Source organism: Dactylosporangium sp. NPDC051087 (assembly GCF_055586325.1).
In genome coordinates this window covers 63382-86149 of record NZ_JBVJIJ010000027.1, presented here as the reverse complement: position 1 = coordinate 86149, position 22768 = coordinate 63382, and the positions used below count along the sequence as shown (strand labels likewise).

The following is a 22768-nucleotide window of genomic DNA, read 5'->3' as shown; positions in this document are numbered from 1 at the left end:
GCCCGATCGCCGGGCGGTGCAGGGCCTCACCCGGGGCATGGCAAGGCCCGGCCGCCGAGAGTGGTGGCCGGGCCTCACCGGGGTGTTGCCTACGGGCAGGCGGCGTCGTTGCCGGCGACGTTCACCGCGGTCCAGGCGGCCCGGACCGCCTTGTACTCGGTGGAGCAGTTGCCGTACAGGTCCGCCGCGGCGCGCAGCGAGTACGCCCGGGCCGTGTTGCCCGGGTTGGAGCTGTTGACGTACGAGGTGTTGGACGTGAAGTACAGGTTCACGGCGCGGAACCAGATCAGCTCGGCCTTCGACCGGCCGATGCCGGTGACGGCGGGCGCGGAGCCGCAGACCGGGGACGTGCCGTAGGCGGTGCTGCCGGTGCCGTTGGCGAGGTTGAAGAAGAAGTGGTTCGCCGGGCCGGAGCTGTAGTGCACGTCGACGTTCTTGGTGCTGGTCGACCAGCAGCTGTGCGACGAGCCGTCGAGCGAGGGGTTGTACATGTAGCGCAGCGGCGTCCCGTTGCCCCGGATGTTGATCTTCTCGCCGATCTGGTAGTCGCCCGGGTCGCTGGCGGTGTTGGCGTAGAACTCGACCATCGAGCCGAAGATGTCGCTGGTGGCCTCGTTGAGACCGCCGGACTCGCCGGAGTAGGTGAGGCCGCCGGAGACGATGTTGGCCGTCACGCCGTGCGCCATCTCGTGGCCGGCGACGTCGAGGGAGACGAGCGGCCGCGCGTTGCCGGAGCCGTCACCGTAGGTCATCCGCGACCCGTCCCAGAACGCGTTGACATACGCGTTGCCGTAGTGCACCCGGGAGGGCACGCCCGCGCCGTTGCCGAAGATGCCGTTGCGGCCGTGGACGTTCTTGAAGTAGTCGAACGTCTTCGCGGCGCCGAAGTAGGCGTCGGCGCCGGCGGACTGCCGGTTGCTGTTGGCGTTGGTGCCCCACGTGTTGTCGGCGTCGGTGAAGACGGTGCACGTGCCGGACGTCGTGTTGTTCATGTCGCAGGCGGTGTTGTTGCCGTGCGAGGGGTCGCTCATCCGATACGTGCCGCTGCTCAGCGTGGTGTCGATGCTGACGTTGCCCGAGTAGATGGTCCGCCCGGTGCCGGCGACGGTCTCGATCTCGTCCCAGGTGCCGAGGACCTCGTTGCTGGTCGCGTCGGTGACGACGTGCAGCACCGACGGGGTCTGACCGTCGGGTGCCCAGCCCTCCACGACGCTCTCCCAGGCGAGGCGCCCGGTGCCGCTGGACGCGTCGATCATGAGCTGCGGCGCCCGGGTCGCGGTCACCCGGCCGGCGAACGCGGTCTTCGCGGCGCCCTGCGCGGCGGCGCCGGCGACGGCGGGGGTGACGCTCAGGCGCAGCGGCGCGTCGAGGCTGTTGGACGTGCCCGCGTAGGCGCCCTTGGCGTCGGTGTGCACGACGACGTCGCCGCCATAGACGCGCAGGCCGTGATAGGTCCGGGTGTAGCGCACGTGGGCCGCGCCGCCGGCGTCGACCTGGGTCCGGTAGACCTGGAACGCGTCCCCGCCCGCGACCTTCGCGTCGGCGGCGTTCAGCCGCAGCGCGCGGGTGGCGGCCGACGCGCCGGCCGAGTCGGCGGCGGAGCCGCCCGACACCTCGACGGCGGGTCCCGCGAACGCGGCGGTCGCCGTCGCGGGGATGACGAGCACGGCGCCGATCAGCGCCGCGATGCTTGTTCTCACTGGCCCTCCCTGAGTGGGTCCATCCGTGACGGGTGACGTCACGCATCGACATATATCAGTGTATGAATGTCTGGTGAACCCCTCGTTACAAGATCATGTTGTAGGACCGGGCCACGATCTCGCGCAGGACGGCGTCGTCGGCGTCGGCCACCCGCTTGAGATACAGGCAGCCCTTGCCGGTCGAACACGGACCGAGCCGGTCGAGCAGATCCTGATAGGCGTCGACACCGCCAGTCAGATAGAGCACCGTCTGGGCCTTGCGCGGCGAGAAGCCCACCAGTGCGACGTCGCCCTCCCGGCCCGACTCGTAGCGATAGTGCCGGGTGCCGAAACCGATGATCGAGCTGCCCCACATGACCGCCGGCTGACCGGTGACCGCACCCATCAGCGCGACGAGGTGCCGGGCCTCCTCACGCCGCCGCTCGTCGGCCACCCCTGCGACAAATGCCTCCACGTCCGTCATGCGCTCACGGTACGACGGGGGTACGACAACTTTCCGCGTGACCGAGCCGGGCCGCGCGCATGGTCAGGTAACGCCGCTCCGGGGCGCTCGCGGTGCCCGCCGCGGCCGCCCGGTAGTGCGCGACCGCCGCCTCCACCTCACCCGCCAGCTCGCACAGGTGCCCGCGGACCGCGTCGAGCCGGTGACTGCCCGGCAGCCGCGCGTCCAGCGCCTCCAGCAGCCGCAGCCCTTCGGCCGGCCCGTGCACCATCGCCGCCGCGACCGCCCGGTTCAACGCGACGACGGGACTGCCCGTCATGCGTTCGAGCAGCCCGTACAGCGCGAGGATCTGCGGCCAGTCGGTCCCCTCGGTGCTCGCGGCCCGGTCGTGCAGGGCGGCGATCGCCGCCTGCAGCTGGAACGGCCCGACCGCGCCCGCGGTGAACGCCGCGTCGAGCACCGCCGTGCCCTCCGCGATCAGCGGCCGCAGCCACCGCCCGCGGTCCTGCTCGGCGAGCGGCACCAGATCACCGGCGGCGTCGACGCGGGCCGGCCGCCGCGCGTCGGTGAGCAGCATCAACGCCAGTAGCCCGGCGACCTCACCGTCGCCGGGCAGCAGTTCGCGGAGCATCCGCGCCAGCCTGATCGCCTCACCGGACAGGTCGGCGCGCACGAGCTCGCCACCGCCGGCGGCGTACCCCTCGTTGAAGATCAGATACAGCACGTGCAGCACGGACCGCAGCCGCGACGCCCACTCCGGCCCCTCCGGCATCCGCAACGGCGCGCCGAGGGAACGGATCCGCTGCTTCGCACGGCTGATCCGCTGCCCCATCGTCGCCTCCGGCACCAGGAACGCCCGGGCGATCTCGCCGGTGGTGAGCCCGCCGACGGCACGCAGCGTCAACGCGATCGCCGACGCCTCGCTCAGCTGCGGATGACAGCACAGGAACAGCACGGTCAGGGTGTCGTCACGGTCGTACACCTGCGGCGGCGGCTCGATCGAGAGCACCTCGCGGCGCCGCCTGGCCCGGTCGGCGCGCAGCTGGTCGAGCAGCTTCCGCGCACCGGTCTGGATCAGCCAGCCCCGCGGGTTGTCCGGGACGATGTCCCAGTGGGTCGCGGCCGCCAGCAGCGCCTCCTGGGTGGCGTCCTCGGCCGCGCAGAAATCCCCGAACCGGCGCACGAGCGCGCCGAGGACCTGCGGCGCCAGCTCGCGCAGCAGGTCCTCGAGGCGGTCGGGCACCGGCTCAGACCTCGGAGGTCAGCAGCTCGAAGTCGGCGGCGTCCATCACCCGCCGGACCGTGATCGGCTGCCGCTGCGGCACCCCGCCCGGTCCGGGCACGCACGAGACCTTCGCAGCGATCTCGACGGCCCGCGCCTCGTCGACGACGTCGACGATCTGGAACCCGGCGAGCATCTCCTTCGACTCGGCGAACGGCCCGTCGCTGACCACCGGCGCGCCGGTCCCGTCCCAGGTCACGACCTTCGCATGCTCCGGACCGGTCAGCGCGTGCTGGTCGAACAGTTCACCGCTGTCCAGCAGCTCCTGCCGCAGCGCACCGTAGTAGTCCATGTGCGCCGCGATCTCCTCCGGCGCCCACTGCTCCATCGGCGTGTCGACGTCGCCGCCGTTGTAGTCCACGATCAGCAGGTACTTCGGCATCTCAGGCCCCTCACGTCCCCGCCGCGGCGCCCGTCCGGCACAGCGGTCACCATGGAAACGGAGCCGCACCCGCGGTTTCGACATGGTCCCACGTACCGGTTGCCGACGAATCTCGAGACCGAAGCCGGACTCGAACCGGCGTACACCGCTTTGCAGGCGGCCCCCTCACCCCTCGGGCATACGGTCATGGTCGTGCGTGCCCTCGGCTGGACTCGAACCAGCGACCGTCAGGTTCGGAACCTGGTGCTCTCTCCACTGAGCTACGAAGGCGTGCCGTGCGTGCGGGTGGAGGGATTCGAACCCCCTGAGCGATGCACCTGGTTTACAGCCAGGCCCGACTCTCCAAACGTCGGCGCACCCGCATGATGGTGGTGTTGCTCCGGCGCCCGGACTCGAACCGGGACCTGAACGGTTAACAGCCGTTTGCCCTGCCGATTGGGCGACGCCGGACCGGTAGCGCGGACGGGCCTCGAACCCGCACAGTGTCCCGGGTGAAAGCCGGGCGACTCTCCCAATTCGTCCACCGCGCCATGTCTTGCCACGAAAGATGCGGGGGTGGGATTCGAACCCACGATGCTCCGGCTTATGAGACCGGCGAGGACGACCGAACTCCTCCACCCCGCAGTGCGCCGCCAGGGACTCGAACCCCGAACACGCTGGTTAAGAGCCAGCCGCTCTACCCATTGAGCTAGCGGCGCGCGGTGCTGCGTGTCCTCGGCTGGACTCGAACCAGCGACCTTCAGGTCCGCAACCTGGTGCTCTCTCCACTGAGCTACGAAGACGTGTGTGTTGCCGTGTTGCCTGTACTGCGTGCCCTCGGCGCGATTCGAACGCGCACCTACGACGACCTCAACGCCGTGCCTCTACCGTTGGACCACGAGGGCGTGAGCTGCAGGCGGAGGATTCGAACCCCCAATGTCCGGTTCAGAGCCGGATGTGTTGCCGGGTTACACCAGCCTGCAAGGTGCCCGGGCGGGGTGATGGCCCGCCCGGGCCGGAGAACGGAGCGGCAACCGGGACTCGAACCCGGGACCTTCGCCATGGCAAGGCGACGCTCTACCACTGAGCTACAACCGCATTGATGGTGCTGATCTCTGTGCTGTCAGGGTGTTGCCGGGTGGGCGTCCGGGATGTTGACAGTTCCCCCGCAACTGCCAACACCTCCGGACGAGAGCGGTAGCGGGGACTCGAACCCCGTCACGGTCTGCTTGGAAGGCAGGTGTCCTACCCGTTGGACGACTACCGCGCGCAGATGGCGAGCCTGCACCAGCGTCTTGCGACGATGGCAGTTCGCGCACCACACACTTGGCGATCTCGGCGGCGATCCGTGACCAGTCGGCCAGGTGGACCATCTCCGAGATGTTGGCCATCTTGCCGTCGGAGACATGGTCGAACTCCAGGACGAGGGGATCGGCATCAGGCGTTGCCGGTTGCGGGCATAGTGGTCATGGCGGAGCTCCGCCATGCAGGGGCGGCACCGCGCCTGACGGCGGCCGGTGCGCTGATACTTCATCGCGAAGCGCTCAACCGGCAGCTCGGCCCGGCAGCCCGTGCACACCTTGGTCGCCGAGTCCGGCTCCCATCTCACGATGGGCGCCGGCAGCTCCCGACCGTAGCGTTCGCAGGCATCCGCGAGCCGCTGGTGCATGCGCCGGCCAGGCGTGATCCCCAAGACGATCAGCGCCTGCCGGCGAGACCTGGCCTGCGAGACGGCGGCAAACACTGCAGCGCGATCGTCGAATATCTGCGATTTCTCTCCCATCGTACAAGTGTACGATGGGTTGTCGCCCGTCCGGGGGTTGAACCCGGTCTTCCGGATTGAGAGTCCAGTGGTCTACCTTCCTCAGCCTCACGGGCGCTTGTTTCGCACTTGCATATAGACGTGCGCCATCCACTTTTGAATTGTCAAAGAACGGCATTCATCGGCCGGGGAGTGGGCAAAGAAAAACCGCCCGGTCCCGGCTGCGGGAAGGGCGGTGGGGTGCTTCTGCCAGCGGGCTGCTAGCCGCTCCACCTGCCCAGGTGCTGCTCAAGTCGCTCCAGACGACATCCGCGATAACCGAGGAGACCGCCTTCGAGCACGGCTTCCCCGCCGCCGAGCGGCAGGCGCCGCTGCGGTGCATTCGAGGGGTGCCGCTTCATGGCCTATCTCCTGTCGATTCGCGTTTCATCCGGTGTTGATGAAAACAATAGGGCGCATCCGCGCCGGCGACAACCCTATTTATCGGCGGGATTCATACGGTCGCGTTCCAGGTGCGGATCGACGGCCGGTCGTGTTCGTGGCCGAGGACGGACAGGGTCGCGGTGTCGAGGCTGAGCCGCGCGCCGAACGTGACCGGCTCGCCGATCCACCGGGACGCCAGGGCCCGGGACGCGTGGCCGTGGCTGACGACGGCGACGTCGCCGACGACGAGCATCGGCCGGACCCGGGCCAGGAAGCGGTCGAGCCGGTCCGTGACGTGCTCCGGCGACTCGCCGTCCGGGCAGCCGTCGGCCCACAGGTCCCAGTCCGGCCGCTCGGCCCGGATCTCCGCCGTGGTGAGGCCCTCGTAGGTGCCGTAGTCCCACTCGGCGACGTCGGCGTCGACCTCGGTGACGGTGAGGCCGGCGAGCTCGGCGGTGCGCAGCGCGCGGCGGCGGGGGCTGCTGACGACGGCGACGAAGCCGGCCGTCACGAAGGCCCGGCTGAGCGCGCGGGCCCGCTGCTCACCCTCGTGGGTGAGGTCGATGTCGGTCCTGGAGGTGTGGCGCCCACCGGCGCTCCACTCGGTCTGGCCGTGCCGGACCACCACGATGTCGCCCATCCGCCTCATTCTGCCTCGCTTCGCTACAGTGCGTCTCGTGGACGAGGTTCTGGTGCTCTGGGATGTTGACCATACACTCGTCGACGTCGATGGACTGGGTCGTGAGGCCTACGATCTGGCGTTTCTTCGGAGGTACGGGCGGCCGGTCGCGCACCAGCCGGCGATGGCGGGGCGCACCGACCGGGCGATCGCGCACGACGTGCTGCGGCTCAACGGCGCGCCGGCGGACGAGGAGCACCTGGAGGCGTTGCGGGTCGCCGCGGAGGCCGCGTTCGAGGAGCTGGCGCACCTGTTGCCGGTGCGTGGCCGGGCGTTGCCGGGTGCGCTGGCGGCCGTCACGTCCGTCGCGGGGGTGCAGTCGGTGCTGACGGGCAACCTGCGGCGGATCGCGGAGGTGAAGCTCGGCCCGTTCGGGCTCGTCGAGCACCTGGATCTCGACGCGGGCGCCTACGGCTGGAGTCACGCCGTCCGGGCGAACCTGGTGGACATCGCGAGGGCGGCGGCGCGGCACCGGTACGACCGCGACTTCGCCGGCCGCCGGACGGTCCTCGTCGGCGACACGCCCCTGGACGTCGAGGCGGCCCTGGCGACGGGCGCGGGTGTGGTGGCCGTGGCGACGGGCCGCTACACGGCCGGTGAGCTGGCGGCGGCGGGCGCGCACGTGGTGCTGCCGGACCTGTCCGACACCGCGGGCGTCGGCGACGCGATCACCCGCGCGCGGCGCTAGATCCTCGGCGACCGGTTCTCATACGGCGTGGACAGCACGACCGTGGTGCGGGTGATGACGTTGGCCGCGGTCCGGATCTCCTGCAGCAGCCGCTCCAGGGCGAGGGGGCTCTCGACCCGGACGAGCAGCAGATAGAAGTCCTCGCCGGCGACGGAGTAGCACGACTCGATCTGGGGCAGCTTGGCGAGCCGGTCGGGGGCGTCGTCGGGCTGGGACGGGTCGATGGGGCGGATCGCCACGAACGCCGTCAGCGGCAGCCCGATCGCGTCGTGGTCGAGCCGTGCCGTGTAGCCCTTGACGACGCCGCGCTGCTCCAGGCGGCGGACCCGCTGGTGCACGGCGGACACCGACAGGCCGACCCGCTCGGCGAGGTCGGTGTAGGACAGGCGGCCGTCGGCCGCGAGGGCCGCGACGATCGCGCGATCGGTCTCTTCCACGGCACGAACCCTAACCTGACCGGCAACTTCGACGCAGCCGTGATCCTCAGAGCGACCGGGCGATCACCAGGCGTTGGATCTGGTTGGTGCCTTCGAAGATCTGCAGCACCTTGGCCTCGCGCATGTACCGCTCGACGGGGTGGTCCTGCACGTAGCCGGCGCCGCCGAGGACCTGCACGGCGTCGGTGGTGACCTTCATCGCGGTGTCGGTGCAGAACAGTTTCGCCTTGGCCGCTTCGGCGCCGTGCGGGCGGCCGGCGTCGCGGAGCCTGGCCGCGGACAGATACAGCGCCCGGGCGGCGGAGACCTGGGTGGCCATGTCGGCGAGCATGAACCCGACGCCCTGGAACTGCATGACGGGCCGGCCGAACTGCTCCCGCTCCTTGGCGTAGCCGACGGCGTAGTCGAGGGCGGCCTGGGCGAGCCCGACGGCGCAGGCGGCGATGCCGAGCCGGCCGCCGTCCAGGGCGCTCAGTGCGATCTTGAAGCCGCCGCCGGCGTCGCCGAGAAGCCGGTCGGCGGGCACGTGCGCGCCGTCGAGGACGATCTGCGCGACGGTCGAGGACCGCAGCCCCATGGTCCGCTCGGGTGCCTGCGGCAGCAGGCCTTCGGTGCCGGCGTCCACCAGCAGGCAGGAGATGCCTTCGGGGGTGCGGCAGAAGACGTTGTAGAAGTCCGCCTTGCCGCCGTGGGTGATCCAGGCCTTCGTGCCGCTGATCCGATACCCGTCGCCGTCGGGCTCCGCGCGGGTGGTGAGCGATGCCGCGTCGGACCCGCTCTGCGGCTCGGACAGGCAGTAGGCGCCGAGCAGCTCGCCGCCGAGCATGTCGGGCAGGTGTCGTTTGCGCTGTGTCTCGGTGCCGAAGGCGGCCGTCGGGTAGCAGGCGAGGCTGTGCACGGACACGCCTTCGGCGACGGCGAGCCAGCGGGCCGCGATCTCCTCGAGGACCTGCAGATACACCTCGTAGGGCTGGCCGCCGCCGCCGTGCTCGGGGTCGAACGGCAGCCCGAGCAGCCCGGCCCGGCCGAGGAGGCGGAACAGCTCGCGGGGGAACTGGGCCCGGGCCTCGAAGTCGTCGACGCGCGGGGCGAGCTCCCCGTCGGCGATCTCCCGCACGAGGCCGAGGAGGTCGGCCGCTTCTTCCGTCGGCAGGATCCGGTCGACGGCGGTCACAGGATCACCAGCTCGGTCGGCAGCGTGTTGAGCCGGTCGACGCCGGTGCCGGTGCACACGACGATGTCCTCGATGCGGGCGCCGTGCCTGCCGGCGAGGTAGATGCCGGGCTCGATCGAGAACGCCATGCCCGCTTCGAGCGGGGTGTCGTTGCCGGCGACGATGTAGGGGTCCTCGTGCCCGTCCAGGCCGATGCCGTGGCCGGTGCGGTGCAGGAACGCGTCGCCGAAGCCGGCGGCGGCGATGAGGTCGCGGGCGGCGGCGTCCACGGAGGCGGCGGTGACCCCGGGCCGGACGGCGGCGACCGCGGCCCGCTGCGCCTCCAGGAGCACCTGGTAGTAGGCGGCGAACTCGGCGGGCGGCTCGCCGACGCAGTAGGTGCGGGTCGAGTCGGAGCAGTAGCCGTCGGGCATGCGGCCGCCGATGTCGACGACGACGGGCTCGCCCTCGGCGATCACGCGGTCGGACGTGCCGTGGTGCGGGCTCGCGCCGTTGGGCCCGGACGCGACGATGGTGAACTCGACGGTCGCGTGCCCGGCGGCGCGGATCGCGGCGGCGATGTCGGCGGCGACCTCGTTCTCGGTGCGGCCGGCCCGCAGCCACTGGCCCATCTGGGCGTGGACGGCGTCGATCGCCTGCCCGGCGCGGCGCAGCGACTCGACCTCGTCGGGTGCCTTGCGCAGCCGCAGTCCGGCGAGGACGGCGCCGGCGAGGCGCTGCTCGGCCGACGGCAGCGCGGCGCGCAGGGCGAGGACCTGCTCGGCCCACATCCGGTTGCCGAGCCCGACGGCGTCGGGCTTCGCCTTGGCCAGCGCGGCGGTCACCAGGTCATAGGGATCCGACCCGTCGACGTGGTCGACGATGCGCACGCCCTGCGGGTCGGCGGCCTCGGCGGCGGGCCGCTCCAGGCGGGGCACGATCAGGGTCGGCTCGCCGTCGGCGGGCAGCACGAGCAGGGTGAGCCGCTCCAGCGCGTGGGCGTCGTATCCCGTGAGATACTGCAGGTCGGCGCTGGGCGGGATGAGCAACGCGTCGAGCCCGGCGGCGGTGGCGGCGAGCTGTGCGGCACGGAGTCGCTGTTCCTTCTGGGACACGCGTCCAAGCTTAACGGTCGTTCGGGTTCGAGGGCGACAGGCCGAGGTCGATACCGTCGGATAGGTGTCGACCGGCCACATGTGGCGTAGTCTGCAAGCGGAGCTTGAGTAAAGGCCAGTGGCAGGCCGTTTCCGAATCGAGATGAGCAGCGCATCTCATGAGCGCAGGTGGTGGCACGATCACCGGCGACCGGCTCACCGGGCCGTTCGTCCATGAGGCCTTGCTGTATCACGACCAGGCGAGCTATCTCGACGGCACGATGAAGTTCATCTATGACGGCGTCTCGCTCGGCGAGCCGATCGCCGTCGCCACCCCGCCGGCCAACGTGCAGCTGATCCGCGAGCGGCTCGGCGCCTTCGCCGACGTCGTCATGTTCCTCGACATGACCGCCGCCGGGCGCAACCCGGGCCGGATCATCCCGTGGGTGCTGACGGGGTTCATGGACGAGCACGCCGGCCAGCGGGTCCGCATCATCGGCGAGCCGATCTGGCCGAGCCGCTCCGAGGACGAGTATCCCGCCTGCGTCCAGCACGAGGCGATGATCAACGTGGCGTTCCAGGAGCGCGAGGCGGCGATCCTCTGCCCGTACAACACCAGCCGCCTGCAGCCGCACGTGGTGAAGGACGCCTACGCCACCCATCCGGTGATGATCGACGCCGGCGGCCGGTCGCCCAGCGACGCCTACGACCCGTATGGCATCACCGACGCCTACAACGTGCCGCTGTCCGAGCCGCCGTTCGGCGCCACCACGCTGCGCTTCGAGGTCGACGACCTGGTCAAGGTCCGGCGCGCCGTCGCCGAGGAGGGGCTGGAGGCGGACCTGCCGCCGGACCGCATCGGCGACCTGCAGAGCGCCGTCAACGAGCTCGCCACCAACAGCATCATGCACGCCGGCGGCTCCGGGACGCTGCGCACCTGGCACGACGAGGAGCGGGTGGTGTGCGAGGTCCGCGACTTCGGCCACCTCACCGACGTGATGGCCGGCCGGCTGCAGCCCGCCGGCTGGCGCGGCGGGCGCGGGCTCGTCATGGTGCACTACCTGTCCGACCTCGTGCAGCGACACACCAGCCAGACCGGCACCACGACGCGGGTGCACGTGCTTCGCTAGGGTGGTCGGGTGGCCCGTCCTCTGCTGCTCGTCGACTCCGCCAGCCTGTATTTCCGCGCGTTCTTCGGCGTGCCCGAGAAGGCGGCCGTCGCCCCCGACGGCACCCCGGTCAACGCGGTCCGCGGCTTCCTCGACATGCTGTCCACCCTCGTGCGCGGCCGGCAGCCCGACCGGCTCGTCTGCTGCCTCGACGAGAGCTGGCGGCCGGCGTGGCGGGTCGCGCTGCTGCCGTCCTACAAGGCGCACCGGCTGACCCCGGCCGGCGGCGAGGAGGTCCCCGACGCGCTGTCCGTGCAGGTGCCGATCATCCTGGAGTTCCTGGCCGCGCTCGGCATCACCGCCGTCGGCGCCCACGACTTCGAGGCCGACGACGTCATCGGCACCCTCGCCACCCGCGAGCCCGGCCCCGTCGAGGTGGCCACCGGCGACCGCGACCTGTTCCAGCTCATCGACGACGCCCGCGGGGTCACCGTGCTGTACTGCGGACGCGGCGTGGCGAAGCTGGAGGTCCTCGACAACACGGCCCTGCACGCGAAGTACGGCGTCCCGGCCGCGGGCTACGCCGACTTCGCGGCGCTGCGCGGCGACCCGTCCGACGGGCTGCCCGGCGTCGCGGGCGTCGGGGAGAAGACGGCCGCACGTCTCGTCGACCGGTATGGTGACCTCGACGGCATCCTCGCCGCGCTCGACGACCCGGCGTCCGGCTTCGCCCCGGGCCTGCGCGCGAAGATCGCCGCGGGCCGCGACTACCTGACGGCGGCCCGCGACGTGGTGGCGGTCGCCCGCACCATCGACCTCGGCGACGTCGACACCAAGCTGCCGGCCTCCCCCGCCGACCCGGACGCGCTGCTCGCCCTCGCCGAACGGTGGGGCCTGGAGGGCGCCGCCAAACGCATCGTCGACGCCCTCGCCGCCTGACCCCGCGTCAGGCCGGCCCGCTCCCGGCAGCGGGGCCGGCGGGGGCCGGGAAGGCCAGGCGCGGCTCGGCGCCGGCGAACCACATGCCGATCGCCAGGGCCGCCGTCGCCTCCAGGTAGGGGGCGCGGGCCAGCCCGCCGCAGTCCGCCGGGGCGCAGCCGATCGACGTCACCAGTTCGCGCACGACCGCCCGGGCACCCGGATCGTCGGCGCAGTAGGGGACGGTCAGCGGCGCACCCTCGTACACCGGCGGCCGCAGCGACCAGACGCTCTCGTGGCACAGGTTGAACGCCTTCACCACGTGCGCGCCCGGAGCGGCATCCGCGAGCAGGCCGGCCATGGCGGCGGTGAGCACCAACCCGCCCGCGGCCGGCTCGACCGGATTGGTGCAGTCGACGACCGTCGTGCCCGCCAGGTGCCCGGCCACAGCCCCGAGCACCGCGACGGCCGCCCCGGCCGGCACCGCCAGCAGCACGGCGGCACCGTGCCGGGCCGCGCCGGCCAGGGTGCCGTGCCCGGCCGCGCCGATCCGGGCCGCGGTGGCCGCCGCCTTCGCCGGATCCCGGCCGCCGACCACCACCTCGTGCCCGGCGCCCACCCACGCGCCGCCCAGGGCCGCGGCCATCGACCCCGTCCCGAGCATCCCGATCCGCATTCGTCCGTCTCCTTCCGCCGGTGTACCTCGCGGGGAGACGGTAGGCACGGCGATGGACACCATCCGGTGTGCGTCGGCGCGGGCACCATGGAGGGATGCCGGACACGTACACCGCCGACTGCCGCGCCAGGGTCGCGTTCGAGGTGCTCGCCAACCGCTGGGACAGCGTCGTCGTCTTCACCCTCGCGGAGCTCGGACCGGCCCGCCCGCGGCTGCTGGCCGAGCGGATCGGCGGGATCGGGCCGAAGGTCCTCAACGACGCGCTGCGCCGGCTGGAGGCCAACGGGCTCGTGCGGCGGCACCGGTACGCGGAGGCGCCGCCGCGTGTCGACTACGAGCTGACCGAGGCCGGCGCGGCGCTCATCGAGCCGATGCGGGCCATGGGCGCCTGGGCGCAGCGCTACGGCGACGCCGTCCTGGCGGCCCAGGAACGGCACGCTACCGGCTGACCCTGACCGGCTCCACCTTCCAGATGTCGGCGCAGTACTCGCGGACCGTACGGTCGGAGGAGAAGAAGCCGCACCGGGCCGTGTTCAGGATCGACATCCGGGTCCACCGCTCCTGGTCCGTCCACGCCTCCGCGACCGCGTCCTGACAGTCCACATAGGACCGGTAGTCGGCGAGGGCCATGTACTCGTCGCGGCCCAGCATCGCCTCGACGACGGGGGCGAACACGCCGCGGTCGCCCTTCGCGAACGCGCCCGAGGCGATCGTGTCGACGGCGAGGCGCAGCTCGAAGTCCGCCTCGTAGAACGAGCGCGGCGAGTAGCCGGACCGGCGCAGCGCGGCCACCGCCGGCGTGTCCATGCCGAAGAGGAAGAAGTTGTCCGCCCCCACCCGGTCACGGATCTCGATGTTCGCGCCGTCGAGGGTACCGATGGTGAGCGCGCCGTTGAGGGCGAGCTTCATGTTGCCCGTGCCGGACGCCTCCTTGCCGGCGAGGGAGATCTGCTCCGACAGGTCCGCGGCCGGGATGACGTACTGCGCCTTCGTCACGTTGTAGTCCGGCGGGAACACCACCCGCAGGTGCCGGGCGAGGACCGGGTCGGTGTTCACGACCTCGGCGACCGCGTTGACGAGGTGGATGAGCAGCTTCATCGCGTGGTACCCGGGTGCCGCCTTCCCGCCGAAGAGCACGGTGCGCGGCACGTAGGCGGCGCCGGGGTCGGCACGGATCCGGTTCACCATCGTGATCACGTGCAGGAGCTTCAGCTGCTGCCGCTTGTACTCGTGGAACCGCTTGATCATCACGTCGCACAGCGCGTCGGGGTCGACGAGGACGCCGGTGGAACGTTCGACGGCGGTGCCGAGCTCGACCTTGTTGTGCCGCTTCACGTCCCGCCACGCGGCGCGGAACGCCGGGTCGTCGGCGTGCGGGCCGAGCCCGTGCAGCCGCTCCAGGTCGGTCAGCCACCCCTCGTCACCGAGCATGTCGGTGATCAGCTCCGACAGCGCCGGGTTGGCCATGCGCAGGAACCGCCGCGGCGTGACCCCGTTGGTGACGTTGTGGAAGCGCCCGGGCCACAGCGTCGCGAAGTCGTGCAGCGTCGTCTCCGCGAGCAGCTTGGTGTGCAGCTCGGCGACGCCGTTGACGGCGGTGCTGCCGACGACCGCGAGGTGCGCCATCCGGACCCGGCGCTCGTCGCCCTCGCCGATGATGGACATCCTCCGCACGATGTCGTCGTCGCCCGGGTACGCCCGCCGCACCTCCTCCAGGAAGAAGTGGTTGATCGTGTAGATGATCTCCAGATGCCGGGGCAGGAGCCGCTCCAGGAGCCGGACCGGCCACGTCTCCAACGCCTCCGGCAGCAGCGTGTGGCACGTGTAGTTGAACGTGCGCCGGGTGATCGCCCACGCGTCGTCCCAGGCCAGCCCGTGCTCGTCGACCAGCAGCCGCATCAGCTCGGTGACGGCCATGACCGGGTGCGTGTCGTTGAGCTGGATGACGACCTTGTCGGCGAAGCCGTTCCAGTCGCTGTTGCGCAGCCGGTACCGGCGGATGATGTCCCGCAGCGAGCAGGCGACGAGGAAGTACTGCTGCTTCAGCCGCAGCTCCCGGCCCGGCTCGGTGCTGTCGTCGGGGTAGAGCACCTTGCTGATGTTCTCGGCCTTCACGATGTCGTCGACGGCCTCGACGTACTGCCCGACGCCGAACCTGGCCAGGTCGAACGACTCGCGGCTGGCCCGCGCCTGCCACAGCCGGACGATGTTGACCGTCTCCGTGCCGTACCCCGGCACGAGCATGTGGCTCGGCTCGCCCCGCACCGTCTCCCCCGGCGTCCACACCTTCCTGAGGTTGGTGGCATCGGTCGGGTCGGGTGCCGTCGAGCCGTAGAAGCCGACCAGCTGCCGGTCGTCGGGCGCCGGGAACTCCCACGGGTTGCCGTAGAACGTCCAGTCGTCGGGCCGCTCGACCTGCTGCCCGTCGCGGAACGTCTGCTTGAAGATGCCGAACTCGTAGCGGATGCCATACCCGACCGCCGGGATGTCCAGCGTCGCCATCGAGTCCAGCAGGCACGCCGCCAGCCGCCCGAGCCCGCCGTTGCCGAGTCCGGGCTCGACGTCGTACACCTCCAGCGCCTCCAGCGACACGCCCAGGTCCTCGGCGATCGGCCGGACCCACCGCTCCGTGTCCGTGTAGAGGAGGTTCTGCCGCAGCTGCCGCCCGAGCAGATACTCCGCCGACAGGTAGTAGACGAACCTCGGGTTGGCCTCGTAGTGCGCCGCCGCCGTCCGCGCATACCTGTCGACCAGCCTGTCCCTGACGGTCACCGCCAGGGTGTGATACCCGTCGGGCCCGCTGGCCGACTGGATCGTCGTGCCACGCTGGTAATAGAGGTTGGAGATCAGGTCCCGCTCGAAGTCCTCGAGCGAGTCGCCGACAGTGCGCCTGAGTCGGGGCCGGGCCTCGGTCACCCGCCCAGTATCCGCCAGGCGCTCACCACCCTGCGACGGTCTCCCCAGATTCCTCTTCCTCTCCCCCTCCCGTGCGTTTCGTCTTTCGTCTTTTTCGGTGCCGGTCAGTCGGCCACGTGGGCGGTGTTGTCGAGCCAGTGCCGGGCGAGGCCGGCGTCGCCGTCGACGCTGATGCCGGCGGCTTCGCGGTCGGTGAACTGCAGCCGCCGGGTCAGGGTCAGCAGCAGCGACCCGGCCGGTCCGGTCACCGTCACGTCGGCCTGCCCGGTGCCGGGCCGCCAGGTGGCTCCATCGGCCCGCCGTTCGACGAACCAGGCACCCGCGTCGCCCTCGACGTCGGTGGCCGTCCACTGCAGGGTCTGCCCGGTGCCCCGGACGGCGTGGGCCGATTCGGTCCGCCGCGTCTCCCACGCGGGGGAGGTGAGCATCGCGAAGTGGTTGCTGATGAGCGCGGCCGCGACGCCCGCGTCCGTTTGATCCGCCCGGCCCGCCGCGCGGGCCGCGTCGAAACCGTGCACGACCGTCTCGTTGAGCACGCTGGACAGCCAGAACCGCGCCCCGGGCCGCTCGTCCCCCGCCGGGTTGAACACCGGCGCGTCGAGCGCGTCGTCGGAGGCCGCACCCACGACCCGCCGCGCGGCCTCCTCCAGCCACGCCGGCCACTCCCCCGGATCGGCAGGGAGCACGGCCATCTCCGTGGGCAGCCTCGCGGGGTCGGTGATGCGCCGCTCGATGATCTCCGCGACCCAGTGCTGGGTCTGCCCCACATGCTCGACCAGGTCCGCCACGGTCCACTCCGGCGCGGTCGGCACAGCGGCCGCAGGCCCGGCCGCGGCCGCCGACTCCGCCAGCCGCCTGGTGTGTTCGACGATCGCCCGCCGGGCATGCGCCACGTTCAGCTCGGTCATCGGTTCATTGTGCTGTGCACGTCCCCGGCCCGCCGGTCGAACGCATCGACGCCCCGGTCCGCCCGTCCTGATTTCCCGGCCTCGGCCGCCGACATCGCACCGCCGCGGCCGAGGCCTCCCAACTGCGCCGTGCCGGCCGTCGCCACCGGCTCCGCCCGCCGGGCCGTGACCCGTCACCCACACGGGCGCAGGTGGTCCTGAGACCGGCCTGAGACACACAGCACCGCCGCTGGGTGGGGTGGAGTGCCCTGCCCGGCGGCGGTGCGGTGGGAAGTGGTTGGGCGGTCAGCGGCCGCGTTGGCGGCGGGCGTCGGCGATGCCGTTGGCGGCGCGGGCGGAGAATGCCTGGCCGGTGCCGGGGGCGGACGGGGTGGCGTTGCTGCCGCCGCCGAAGACCGGGCCGGCGGTGGCGGTGCGGATGGCGTCGCCGGCGGCGATCTTGTCCATGACGGCGGCGGCCTCGGCCTGCTCGCGCTCCGACGGGACGGCCATGACGGCGCTGACCAGGGCGATGACCACGACCAGGACGAACAGGACGATCGGGGCGAGGAACCAGTTGACGTCGACGCCGGGGACCGCGGCCACGCTGTCGGTGGTGAGGTTGACGTGCATGGCGGCCATGCCGGTGTAGTGCATGCCGCAGACGGCGACGCCCATGACGGCCGCCGCGGCGAGCGTCGCGGGGATGCCGCGGACCACGACGGTGAACCAGAGGGCGACGGTCGCGGCGACGACGGCGATCGCGTAGGAGGCGTAGAAGAGGTTGCTCTTGTAGTCGAACGAGCCGTTGATCTGCATCGCGGCCATGCCCGTGTAGTGCATGAAGGCGACGGAGACGCCGGTGATGGGGCCGCCGATGAGGACCTTCAGCAGCGACGGTTTGCCGAGGCCGACGATGAACAGGCCGATGCCGACCGTGACCACGGCGATGAAGAAGCTCGCGACGGTGATGGGCACGTCGTAGCGCAGCGGGGAGCCGACGACGCTGAAGCCGATCATCGCCATGAAGTGCATGACCCAGATGCCGGTGCCGCCGATGGCCCAGGCCGCGAGGATCAGCAGCCAGGCGCGGCGCCGGGTGTCGGTGGCCGCTCGTGCCCGAGCCGTGCTCACCAGGCCGAGGAGGGAACCCAGGAACGACATCGCGTACGCGAAGATCGGCGTGATCGGCCCGTACGTGAAATGGTGCAGCTCTCCCACGATGATTCCTTCCGCGCCGGGACTGGCCCCCCGGCGAGAGCATCATTGCGGATCCGAACGAATATTTCTAATCCGAACGGATGAAAACTCGCTGTGTGACTACGTCATGACGCTGTACGCCAGCACGCCGCGGGTCATCGCACCCATCGCCTGACGGGCGGTGCGGCGCACGGCGTCGGAGGCGCCGGGGGCGTCGGCGAGCTGCCCGAGCAGGTCGAGGACCTGGCGGGACCACCGCACGAAGTCACCGGCCGGCATGTCGCCCTCCAGGCCGTGGACGCTGCCGAGCACCTTCGTGAGGGACTCGCCGCGGGCCCACCGGTACACCGGCCAGACGAAACCGAGGTCGAGCTCCCTGGTCAGCTGCAGGCCCCGGGAGTCCTCGTCCTCGCGCAGCTCGGACCACAGCTGGAGGGTGGCGTCGATCGCCTCGGACACGTCGCCGCGCGGGATGGAGGCGCGGTCGTCGGACTCGCGGCGGGCCTCGTACACCAGGACGCTCGCGGCGGCGGCGAGGTCGGCCGCGCTCAGGCCGTCCCAGACGCCCTTGCGCAGGCATTCGGCGACGAGCAGGTCCGTCTCGGACCAGATCCGGGCGAGCATCCGGCCGGCGTCGGTGACGGTGCCGGCCTTGGACAGGTAGCCGCGGTCGGTGAGCAGCCCGCAGACCCGGTCGAACGTGCGGGCGAGGGAGCCGGTGCGGTTGGCGACCTTCCCGCGCAGCGCCTCCGTGTCGCGCTCCAGGCGCCAGCGGCGCTCCGCCCAGCGGGCGTGCTCCTCCCGCTCCGGGCACTGGTGGCACGGGTGCCGGCGCATGGCGGCGCGCAGCTGGTCGAGCTCGGCGTCGTCCGCGACGTCCCGGTTGCGGCCCCGCCCGCGCGGCGGCGGGTCGAGCGACAGGCGGCGCAGCTGCGCGGCGAGGTCCCGCCGGTCCTGGGCCGAGCGGTAGTTGAACTGCTTCGGGACCCTGACCCGGCCGAGGGACTCGACGGCGGCGGTGAAGTCCGCGCCGGAGATCCGGCCGGCCCACCGGTCCTCGGTGAGCACCAGCGGCCGGGGCTCGCCGAAGCCGCGCCCGCCGACCCCCGGGTCGATGATGATCGCGATGCCGGCCCGGCGGCCGGTGGGCACCCGGATGACGTCGCCGGGGCGCAGCCGCTCGAGGGACTCCAGGGCCGCCGCGCGGCGCTGCTGGGCGCCCTGCCGGGCGATGGCCCGCTCCCGCTCGGCGATCGCGACCCGGAAGCCGAAGTACTCGTCGAAGTCGCCGAGGTGGCACCGGGTCTCGGCGCCGTACGTGGTGATCGTGTCCATGTTGCGCTGCACCTGCCGCGCCAGCCCCACCACCGAACGGTCCGCCTGGAACTGCGCGAAGGAGCTCTCGAGCAGCTCCCTGGCCGCGGTGACGCCGACGCTGCCCACGAGGTTGACCGCCATGTTGTACGACGGCCGGAAGCTCGACTTGAGCGGGTAGGTGCGGGTGGAGGCGAGACCCGCCACGTGCCGCGGGTCCAGCTCCGGCGCCCAGACGACGACGGCGTGGCCCTCCACGTCGATGCCGCGGCGCCCGGCGCGGCCGGTCAGCTGCGTGTACTCCCCCGGGGTCAGGTCGACGTGCGCCTCGCCGTTGTACTTGACGAGCCGCTCCAGGACGACGCACCGGGCGGGCATGTTGATGCCGAGCGCGAGGGTCTCGGTGGCGAACACGGCCTTGACGAGGCCGCGGACGAACAGCTCCTCGACGACCTCCTTGAACGCCGGCAGCATCCCGGCGTGGTGCGCGGCGAGGCCCCGCTCCAGGCCGTCGAGCCATTCCCAGTACCCGAGCACCTGCAGGTCCTCGCTCGGGATGTGCTTCGTGCGCGACTCGACGATGGTGCGGATCTCGACCCGCTCGTCGGGGGCGGTGAGCCGCAGGCCGCCGGCGAGGCACTGCTGGACGGCGGCGTCGCAGCCGGCCCGGCTGAAGATGAACACGATCGCGGGCAGCAGTCCCTCGCGGTCGAGCCGCTCGATGATCTCGGGCCGGTAGGGGCCCTTGCGGCGGCCGCCCCGCGGTCCCGCGAGCTCGGCGCGGCGGAGCATCTCGCGGTGGTACCGCAGCAGCTCAGGGTGCACGTCGTGCTTCTGCGCGGCCTCGGCGTCGTGGAACAGGTCGAACATCCGGCGGTCGATGAGCATGTGCTGCCACAGCGGGACCGGCCGGTGCTCGCTGACCACGACCGTGGTCTCGCCGCGGACGGTGACGAGCCAGTCGGCGAACTCCTCCGCGTTGGACACGGTCGCCGACAGCGACACGAGCGTCACCGAGTCCGGCAGGTGGATGATCACCTCTTCCCAGACCGCGCCGCGGAACCGGTCGGCGAGGTAGTGCACCTCGTCCATGACGACGTAGGAGAGGCCCTCCAGGGTCGCCGAGCCCGCATACAGCATGTTGCGCAGGACCTCGGTCGTCATGACGACGACGGGTGCGTCACCGTTGATCGCGTTGTCGCCGGTGAGCAGGCCGACCCGCTCGGCGCCGTAGCGCTGCACGAGGTCGTTGTACTTCTGGTTCGACAGGGCCTTGATCGGCGTCGTGTAGAAGCACTTGCGTCCCTGCCGCAACGCCAGGTGGACCGCGAACTCCCCGACGACGGTCTTGCCGGCACCGGTCGGCGCGCAGACGAGGACGCCCGTGCCGCGTTCGAGGGCGTCGCACGCGTCGGCCTGGAACGGGTCGAGGGCGAAGTCCAGCTCTTCGACGAACTCGGTCAGGGCAGGACGCTCAGCCCGCCTTTGCGCCGCTTCGTACCGCTCGGCGGGGGTGTTCATGACCCCAAGGCTAGGCGAAAGATGCCCGGATCCGCTCATGGGTATCGTGCTGGCGTGCCGGAAAGCGCTGAACCACCAAGTCCATGGCGGCCCGTCGAGGCCGTGCTCCTGGATTTCCACGGGACGATCGCGCAGGTGGAGGACCCCGTCAGGTGGGTGACGTCAGCCGCTTCGAGCCTCGGCACCACCCTGGACCGGGGCCGGGCGACGGTCCTCGCCGACCGGCTGACGACGGCCGGGCGGGCCGGCGGGCCGAAGCCGCACCGGGTGCCGGCGCACCTCGCCGAGGTGTGGGCCGACCGTGACCTGTCCGTGCAGGCGCACCGGGCCGCCTACGAAGGGCTGGCGGCGACCGTCGACGCCGACCTCGCCGAGGCCCTCTACGACCGTCTGCTGGTCGCCGACGGCTGGCAGCTGTACGCGGACACCATCCCCACCCTCCAGGCACTGCGGGAGCGCGGCGTGCCGGTCGCCGTGGTCTCCAACATCGGGTTCGACCTGCGCGATCTGGCTGGTCAGCTGGGTTTCGCCGACCTCGTCGACGCGTTCGTCCTGTCGTACGAGGTGGGCCGCTGCAAACCCGACCCGGCGATCTTCTGGAAGGCCTGCGCGGCGTTGCGGACCGACCCGGAGCGGACCCTGATGGTCGGCGACTCCCCCGCCGACGCGGGCGCCGCGGCGGCCGGCTGCAGCGTCCTCGTCCTCCCGGAGAGTGACCCGGGCAAGGTCCACGGCCTCAGCGCCGTGCTGCGGCTGCTTTAAATTCCGCCGCGGTTGGGAAACCAGTGTCGCAACACCGCCTGTGTGCTTGTCGGCTCCCCGCCAGGCAGCGACAGTGCAGGGGAATACCGATACATTTTCCGGAGGACACCATGCCGTTAGGCCGTTGGAACCCGTCAGAAGCCCTCGCCCGCATCGAGTCCGAGGTCGACCACGCCGCCTCGCACACCCACTCGACCTCCGTGTCCACCACGACGGAGGGCGACGACCTCGTCATCACCGTCGACGGCGTCGACCCGTCGAACGTCGACGTCCAGGTGTCCGGTGGCCGCCTCACCATCAAGGGCGGCGGCGGCACCAGCACCTCGTCGCACAGCTCGGAGGGCGGCGCGACATTCTCGTCGAGCTCGTCGAGCTCCAGCTCCTTCAGCCGCAGCTTCTCGCTGCCCGACGGCGTCACCGAGTCGGACGTCTCCACGACCCCGTCCGCGAACGGCGTGACCGTCCGCATCCACAACGCCGCCTAACCGAGCAGCTTCAAGGCGCCGGGCACGCATTCGACCGTCACGGGGAGCGGGCAGATCCGCTCCCCGTCGGCGTACGCGGTGACCCCCTCGGCGGCCAGCTCCACCTTCTTCGCGCGGAACGTCGACACCCGCGGGTCCCGCACGTGCGTGCCCTTGAACACCTTCGGCCGCAGCCGCATCAGCGTCAGCCTGCCCAGCGGCTCGGCGACGACCACGTCGAGCAGGCCGTCGGCGGGGTCGGCGCCGGGCACGATCCGGAACCCGCCGCCGTAGCTCTCGGTGTTGCCGATCGCGACCAGCACCGAGTCGAAGGTGCTCCCGTTCCCGTCGATCCGCATCGTGTACCTGCGGGCCCGCAACGCCAGCAGCTCACCGACGATCGCCAGGTTGTAGCGTTGCGGCCCGCGCGGCCAGCGCATCCGGTTGGCCCGCTCGTTGACGAACGCGTCGAACCCGGCCGCCATCACCGCCCCGAACCACGCCGTGGTCCCGTCGCCGCCCTCGACCCGCGCCAGGTCCACGTCCCGTGTCCCCGTACTGCGCGCGATCGCGTCGGCGGCCTGGAGCGTGTCGCCGGGCAGCCCGAGCCGGACCGCGAAGTCGTTGCCGGTCCCCGCGGGCACGATCCCGAACGCCGCCCCGGTCCCGGCCACCGCCTGCAGCCCCAGGTGCACGGTCCCGTCGCCGCCCATGGCGACCACTGCCTTCCCGCCGGCCACTGCCGCCCTGCCCTGCTCGACCATGCCGTCGCGGGTGGTCGCGGTGACCACGTCGACGTCATGCCCACCGGCCCGCAGCCGCGCCACCACCTCGGGCAACAGAGCGGCCCGCCGCCCTTTACCGGCGGTCGGGTTGGCGAGCAGCGCGATGTTCACGCACGGATGCTAGGGCCCCGCACCCCACCCCGGCCACCATCCCGCCGGCCCGCCCCATAGACATCGAAGAGCGTAAGAGTAGTA

At 71.6% G+C, this 22768-nt stretch carries 20 protein-coding genes and 13 tRNA genes; 6 read left to right on the top strand and 27 right to left on the bottom strand.

Features of this window, described 5'->3' with window-relative positions; translation table 11 throughout:
• Window positions 1-89: 89 nt before the first annotated feature.
• The 18 genes from ACZ6TV_RS41240 to ACZ6TV_RS41155 form a co-directional block, all read right to left on the bottom strand.
• Window positions 90-1700, bottom strand: coding sequence for a M4 family metallopeptidase (locus ACZ6TV_RS41240; protein ID WP_465304464.1), 1611 nt, complete (start codon window positions 1698-1700; stop codon window positions 90-92).
• Between the two features lie 85 nt (window positions 1701-1785).
• Window positions 1786-2163 (bottom strand): DUF1801 domain-containing protein, encoded by a 378-nt coding sequence (locus ACZ6TV_RS41235; RefSeq protein ID WP_465304462.1) that lies wholly within the window; start codon window positions 2161-2163, stop codon window positions 1786-1788.
• 4 nt (window positions 2164-2167) lie between these two features.
• Window positions 2168-3385 (bottom strand): RNA polymerase sigma factor, encoded by a 1218-nt coding sequence (locus tag ACZ6TV_RS41230; protein ID WP_465304460.1) that lies wholly within the window; start codon window positions 3383-3385, stop codon window positions 2168-2170.
• Between the two features lie 4 nt (window positions 3386-3389).
• A complete protein-coding gene (locus ACZ6TV_RS41225; RefSeq protein ID WP_465304458.1) occupies window positions 3390-3806 on the bottom strand; it encodes a YciI family protein in 417 nt (138 codons plus the stop codon).
• A gap of 115 nt (window positions 3807-3921) precedes the next feature.
• Window positions 3922-3992: transfer RNA gene (locus tag ACZ6TV_RS41220), tRNA-Cys, on the bottom strand.
• Between the two features lie 11 nt (window positions 3993-4003).
• Window positions 4004-4076 (bottom strand) — tRNA-Arg (locus ACZ6TV_RS41215).
• A gap of 10 nt (window positions 4077-4086) precedes the next feature.
• Window positions 4087-4168, bottom strand: a tRNA-Tyr gene (locus tag ACZ6TV_RS41210).
• 15 nt (window positions 4169-4183) lie between these two features.
• A tRNA-Asn gene (locus ACZ6TV_RS41205) sits at window positions 4184-4256 on the bottom strand.
• A 4-nt stretch (window positions 4257-4260) separates the two neighbouring features.
• A tRNA-Glu gene (locus ACZ6TV_RS41200) sits at window positions 4261-4336 on the bottom strand.
• 17 nt (window positions 4337-4353) lie between these two features.
• Window positions 4354-4430: transfer RNA gene (locus tag ACZ6TV_RS41195), tRNA-Met, on the bottom strand.
• A 1-nt stretch (window position 4431) separates the two neighbouring features.
• Window positions 4432-4504: transfer RNA gene (locus ACZ6TV_RS41190), tRNA-Lys, on the bottom strand.
• Window positions 4505-4515: 11 nt separating this feature from the next.
• A tRNA-Arg gene (locus ACZ6TV_RS41185) sits at window positions 4516-4588 on the bottom strand.
• 29 nt (window positions 4589-4617) lie between these two features.
• Window positions 4618-4690 (bottom strand) — tRNA-Leu (locus ACZ6TV_RS41180).
• Window positions 4691-4695: 5 nt separating this feature from the next.
• A tRNA-Gln gene (locus ACZ6TV_RS41175) sits at window positions 4696-4768 on the bottom strand.
• A 43-nt stretch (window positions 4769-4811) separates the two neighbouring features.
• Window positions 4812-4883, bottom strand: a tRNA-Gly gene (locus ACZ6TV_RS41170).
• 95 nt (window positions 4884-4978) lie between these two features.
• Window positions 4979-5052, bottom strand: a tRNA-Gly gene (locus ACZ6TV_RS41165).
• 538 nt (window positions 5053-5590) lie between these two features.
• A tRNA-Glu gene (locus tag ACZ6TV_RS41160) sits at window positions 5591-5664 on the bottom strand.
• Window positions 5665-6040: 376 nt separating this feature from the next.
• The gene (locus ACZ6TV_RS41155; protein ID WP_465304456.1) at window positions 6041-6610 is read right to left on the bottom strand and encodes a histidine phosphatase family protein; all 570 of its coding nucleotides are present in this window, start codon (window positions 6608-6610) and stop codon (window positions 6041-6043) included.
• Between ACZ6TV_RS41155 and ACZ6TV_RS41150 the strand changes: the two genes are divergently transcribed.
• Window positions 6534-7337: an HAD family hydrolase gene (locus ACZ6TV_RS41150; RefSeq protein WP_465304454.1), complete on the top strand. Its 804-nt coding sequence runs from the start codon at window positions 6534-6536 to the stop codon at window positions 7335-7337. The genes ACZ6TV_RS41155 and ACZ6TV_RS41150 overlap by 77 nt on opposite strands.
• Here ACZ6TV_RS41150 and ACZ6TV_RS41145 read toward each other — a convergent pair.
• Genes ACZ6TV_RS41145 through ACZ6TV_RS41135 form a run of 3 tightly spaced genes read right to left on the bottom strand, consistent with a single transcriptional unit; the run spans window position 7334 to window position 10042 of the window.
• Complete coding sequence (locus ACZ6TV_RS41145; RefSeq protein WP_465304452.1) at window positions 7334-7774, bottom strand: Lrp/AsnC family transcriptional regulator; 441 nt, start codon at window positions 7772-7774, stop codon at window positions 7334-7336. The two genes, ACZ6TV_RS41150 and ACZ6TV_RS41145, sit on opposite strands and share 4 nt — an antisense overlap.
• Before the next feature lie 46 nt (window positions 7775-7820).
• On the bottom strand, window positions 7821-8948 hold the full coding sequence (locus ACZ6TV_RS41140; protein WP_465304450.1) for an acyl-CoA dehydrogenase family protein: 1128 nt from the start codon (window positions 8946-8948) through the stop codon (window positions 7821-7823).
• On the bottom strand, window positions 8945-10042 hold the full coding sequence (locus ACZ6TV_RS41135) for a M24 family metallopeptidase (protein ID WP_465304448.1): 1098 nt from the start codon (window positions 10040-10042) through the stop codon (window positions 8945-8947). The genes ACZ6TV_RS41140 and ACZ6TV_RS41135 overlap by 4 nt, the downstream gene beginning before the upstream one ends.
• A gap of 158 nt (window positions 10043-10200) precedes the next feature.
• On the opposite strand from ACZ6TV_RS41135, the gene ACZ6TV_RS41130 reads away from it, so the two are divergent.
• Window positions 10201-11151 (top strand): anti-sigma factor RsbA family regulatory protein, encoded by a 951-nt coding sequence (locus ACZ6TV_RS41130; protein WP_465304446.1) that lies wholly within the window; start codon window positions 10201-10203, stop codon window positions 11149-11151.
• A 9-nt stretch (window positions 11152-11160) separates the two neighbouring features.
• Window positions 11161-12069 (top strand): 5'-3' exonuclease, encoded by a 909-nt coding sequence (locus ACZ6TV_RS41125; RefSeq protein ID WP_465304444.1) that lies wholly within the window; start codon window positions 11161-11163, stop codon window positions 12067-12069.
• 7 nt (window positions 12070-12076) lie between these two features.
• On the opposite strand, the gene ACZ6TV_RS41120 is transcribed toward ACZ6TV_RS41125, so the two are convergent.
• Complete coding sequence (locus ACZ6TV_RS41120; RefSeq protein WP_465304442.1) at window positions 12077-12724, bottom strand: NADPH-dependent F420 reductase; 648 nt, start codon at window positions 12722-12724, stop codon at window positions 12077-12079.
• A 95-nt stretch (window positions 12725-12819) separates the two neighbouring features.
• Between ACZ6TV_RS41120 and ACZ6TV_RS41115 the strand changes: the two genes are divergently transcribed.
• Window positions 12820-13173 carry a winged helix-turn-helix transcriptional regulator gene (locus ACZ6TV_RS41115; RefSeq protein ID WP_465304440.1) on the top strand — a complete coding sequence of 118 codons (354 nt, stop codon included), beginning with the start codon at window positions 12820-12822 and terminating at the stop codon, window positions 13171-13173.
• Here ACZ6TV_RS41115 and ACZ6TV_RS41110 read toward each other — a convergent pair.
• The 4 genes from ACZ6TV_RS41110 to ACZ6TV_RS41095 all read right to left on the bottom strand — a co-directional run bounded on the left by ACZ6TV_RS41110 (window position 13163) and on the right by ACZ6TV_RS41095 (window position 20562).
• Window positions 13163-15640, bottom strand: a complete 2478-nt coding sequence (locus ACZ6TV_RS41110) for a glycogen/starch/alpha-glucan phosphorylase (RefSeq protein WP_465304438.1) — start codon at window positions 15638-15640, stop codon at window positions 13163-13165. The genes ACZ6TV_RS41115 and ACZ6TV_RS41110 overlap by 11 nt on opposite strands.
• A 104-nt stretch (window positions 15641-15744) precedes the next feature.
• Window positions 15745-16548: a maleylpyruvate isomerase family mycothiol-dependent enzyme gene (locus ACZ6TV_RS41105; protein ID WP_465304436.1), complete on the bottom strand. Its 804-nt coding sequence runs from the start codon at window positions 16546-16548 to the stop codon at window positions 15745-15747.
• 285 nt (window positions 16549-16833) lie between these two features.
• Window positions 16834-17748: an MHYT domain-containing protein gene (locus tag ACZ6TV_RS41100; protein ID WP_465304434.1), complete on the bottom strand. Its 915-nt coding sequence runs from the start codon at window positions 17746-17748 to the stop codon at window positions 16834-16836.
• Between the two features lie 99 nt (window positions 17749-17847).
• Window positions 17848-20562, bottom strand: a complete 2715-nt coding sequence (locus ACZ6TV_RS41095) for a DEAD/DEAH box helicase (protein WP_465304432.1) — start codon at window positions 20560-20562, stop codon at window positions 17848-17850.
• A gap of 21 nt (window positions 20563-20583) precedes the next feature.
• On the opposite strand from ACZ6TV_RS41095, the gene ACZ6TV_RS41090 reads away from it, so the two are divergent.
• On the top strand, window positions 20584-21324 hold the full coding sequence (locus tag ACZ6TV_RS41090) for an HAD family hydrolase (RefSeq protein WP_465304430.1): 741 nt from the start codon (window positions 20584-20586) through the stop codon (window positions 21322-21324).
• A gap of 110 nt (window positions 21325-21434) precedes the next feature.
• Entirely contained in the window at window positions 21435-21809 is a 375-nt protein-coding gene (locus ACZ6TV_RS41085) for an Hsp20 family protein (protein WP_465304428.1), read from the top strand.
• On the opposite strand, the gene ACZ6TV_RS41080 is transcribed toward ACZ6TV_RS41085, so the two are convergent.
• Window positions 21806-22684: a YegS/Rv2252/BmrU family lipid kinase gene (locus tag ACZ6TV_RS41080; RefSeq protein ID WP_465304426.1), complete on the bottom strand. Its 879-nt coding sequence runs from the start codon at window positions 22682-22684 to the stop codon at window positions 21806-21808. The two genes, ACZ6TV_RS41085 and ACZ6TV_RS41080, sit on opposite strands and share 4 nt — an antisense overlap.
• Window positions 22685-22768: the final 84 nt, after the last annotated feature.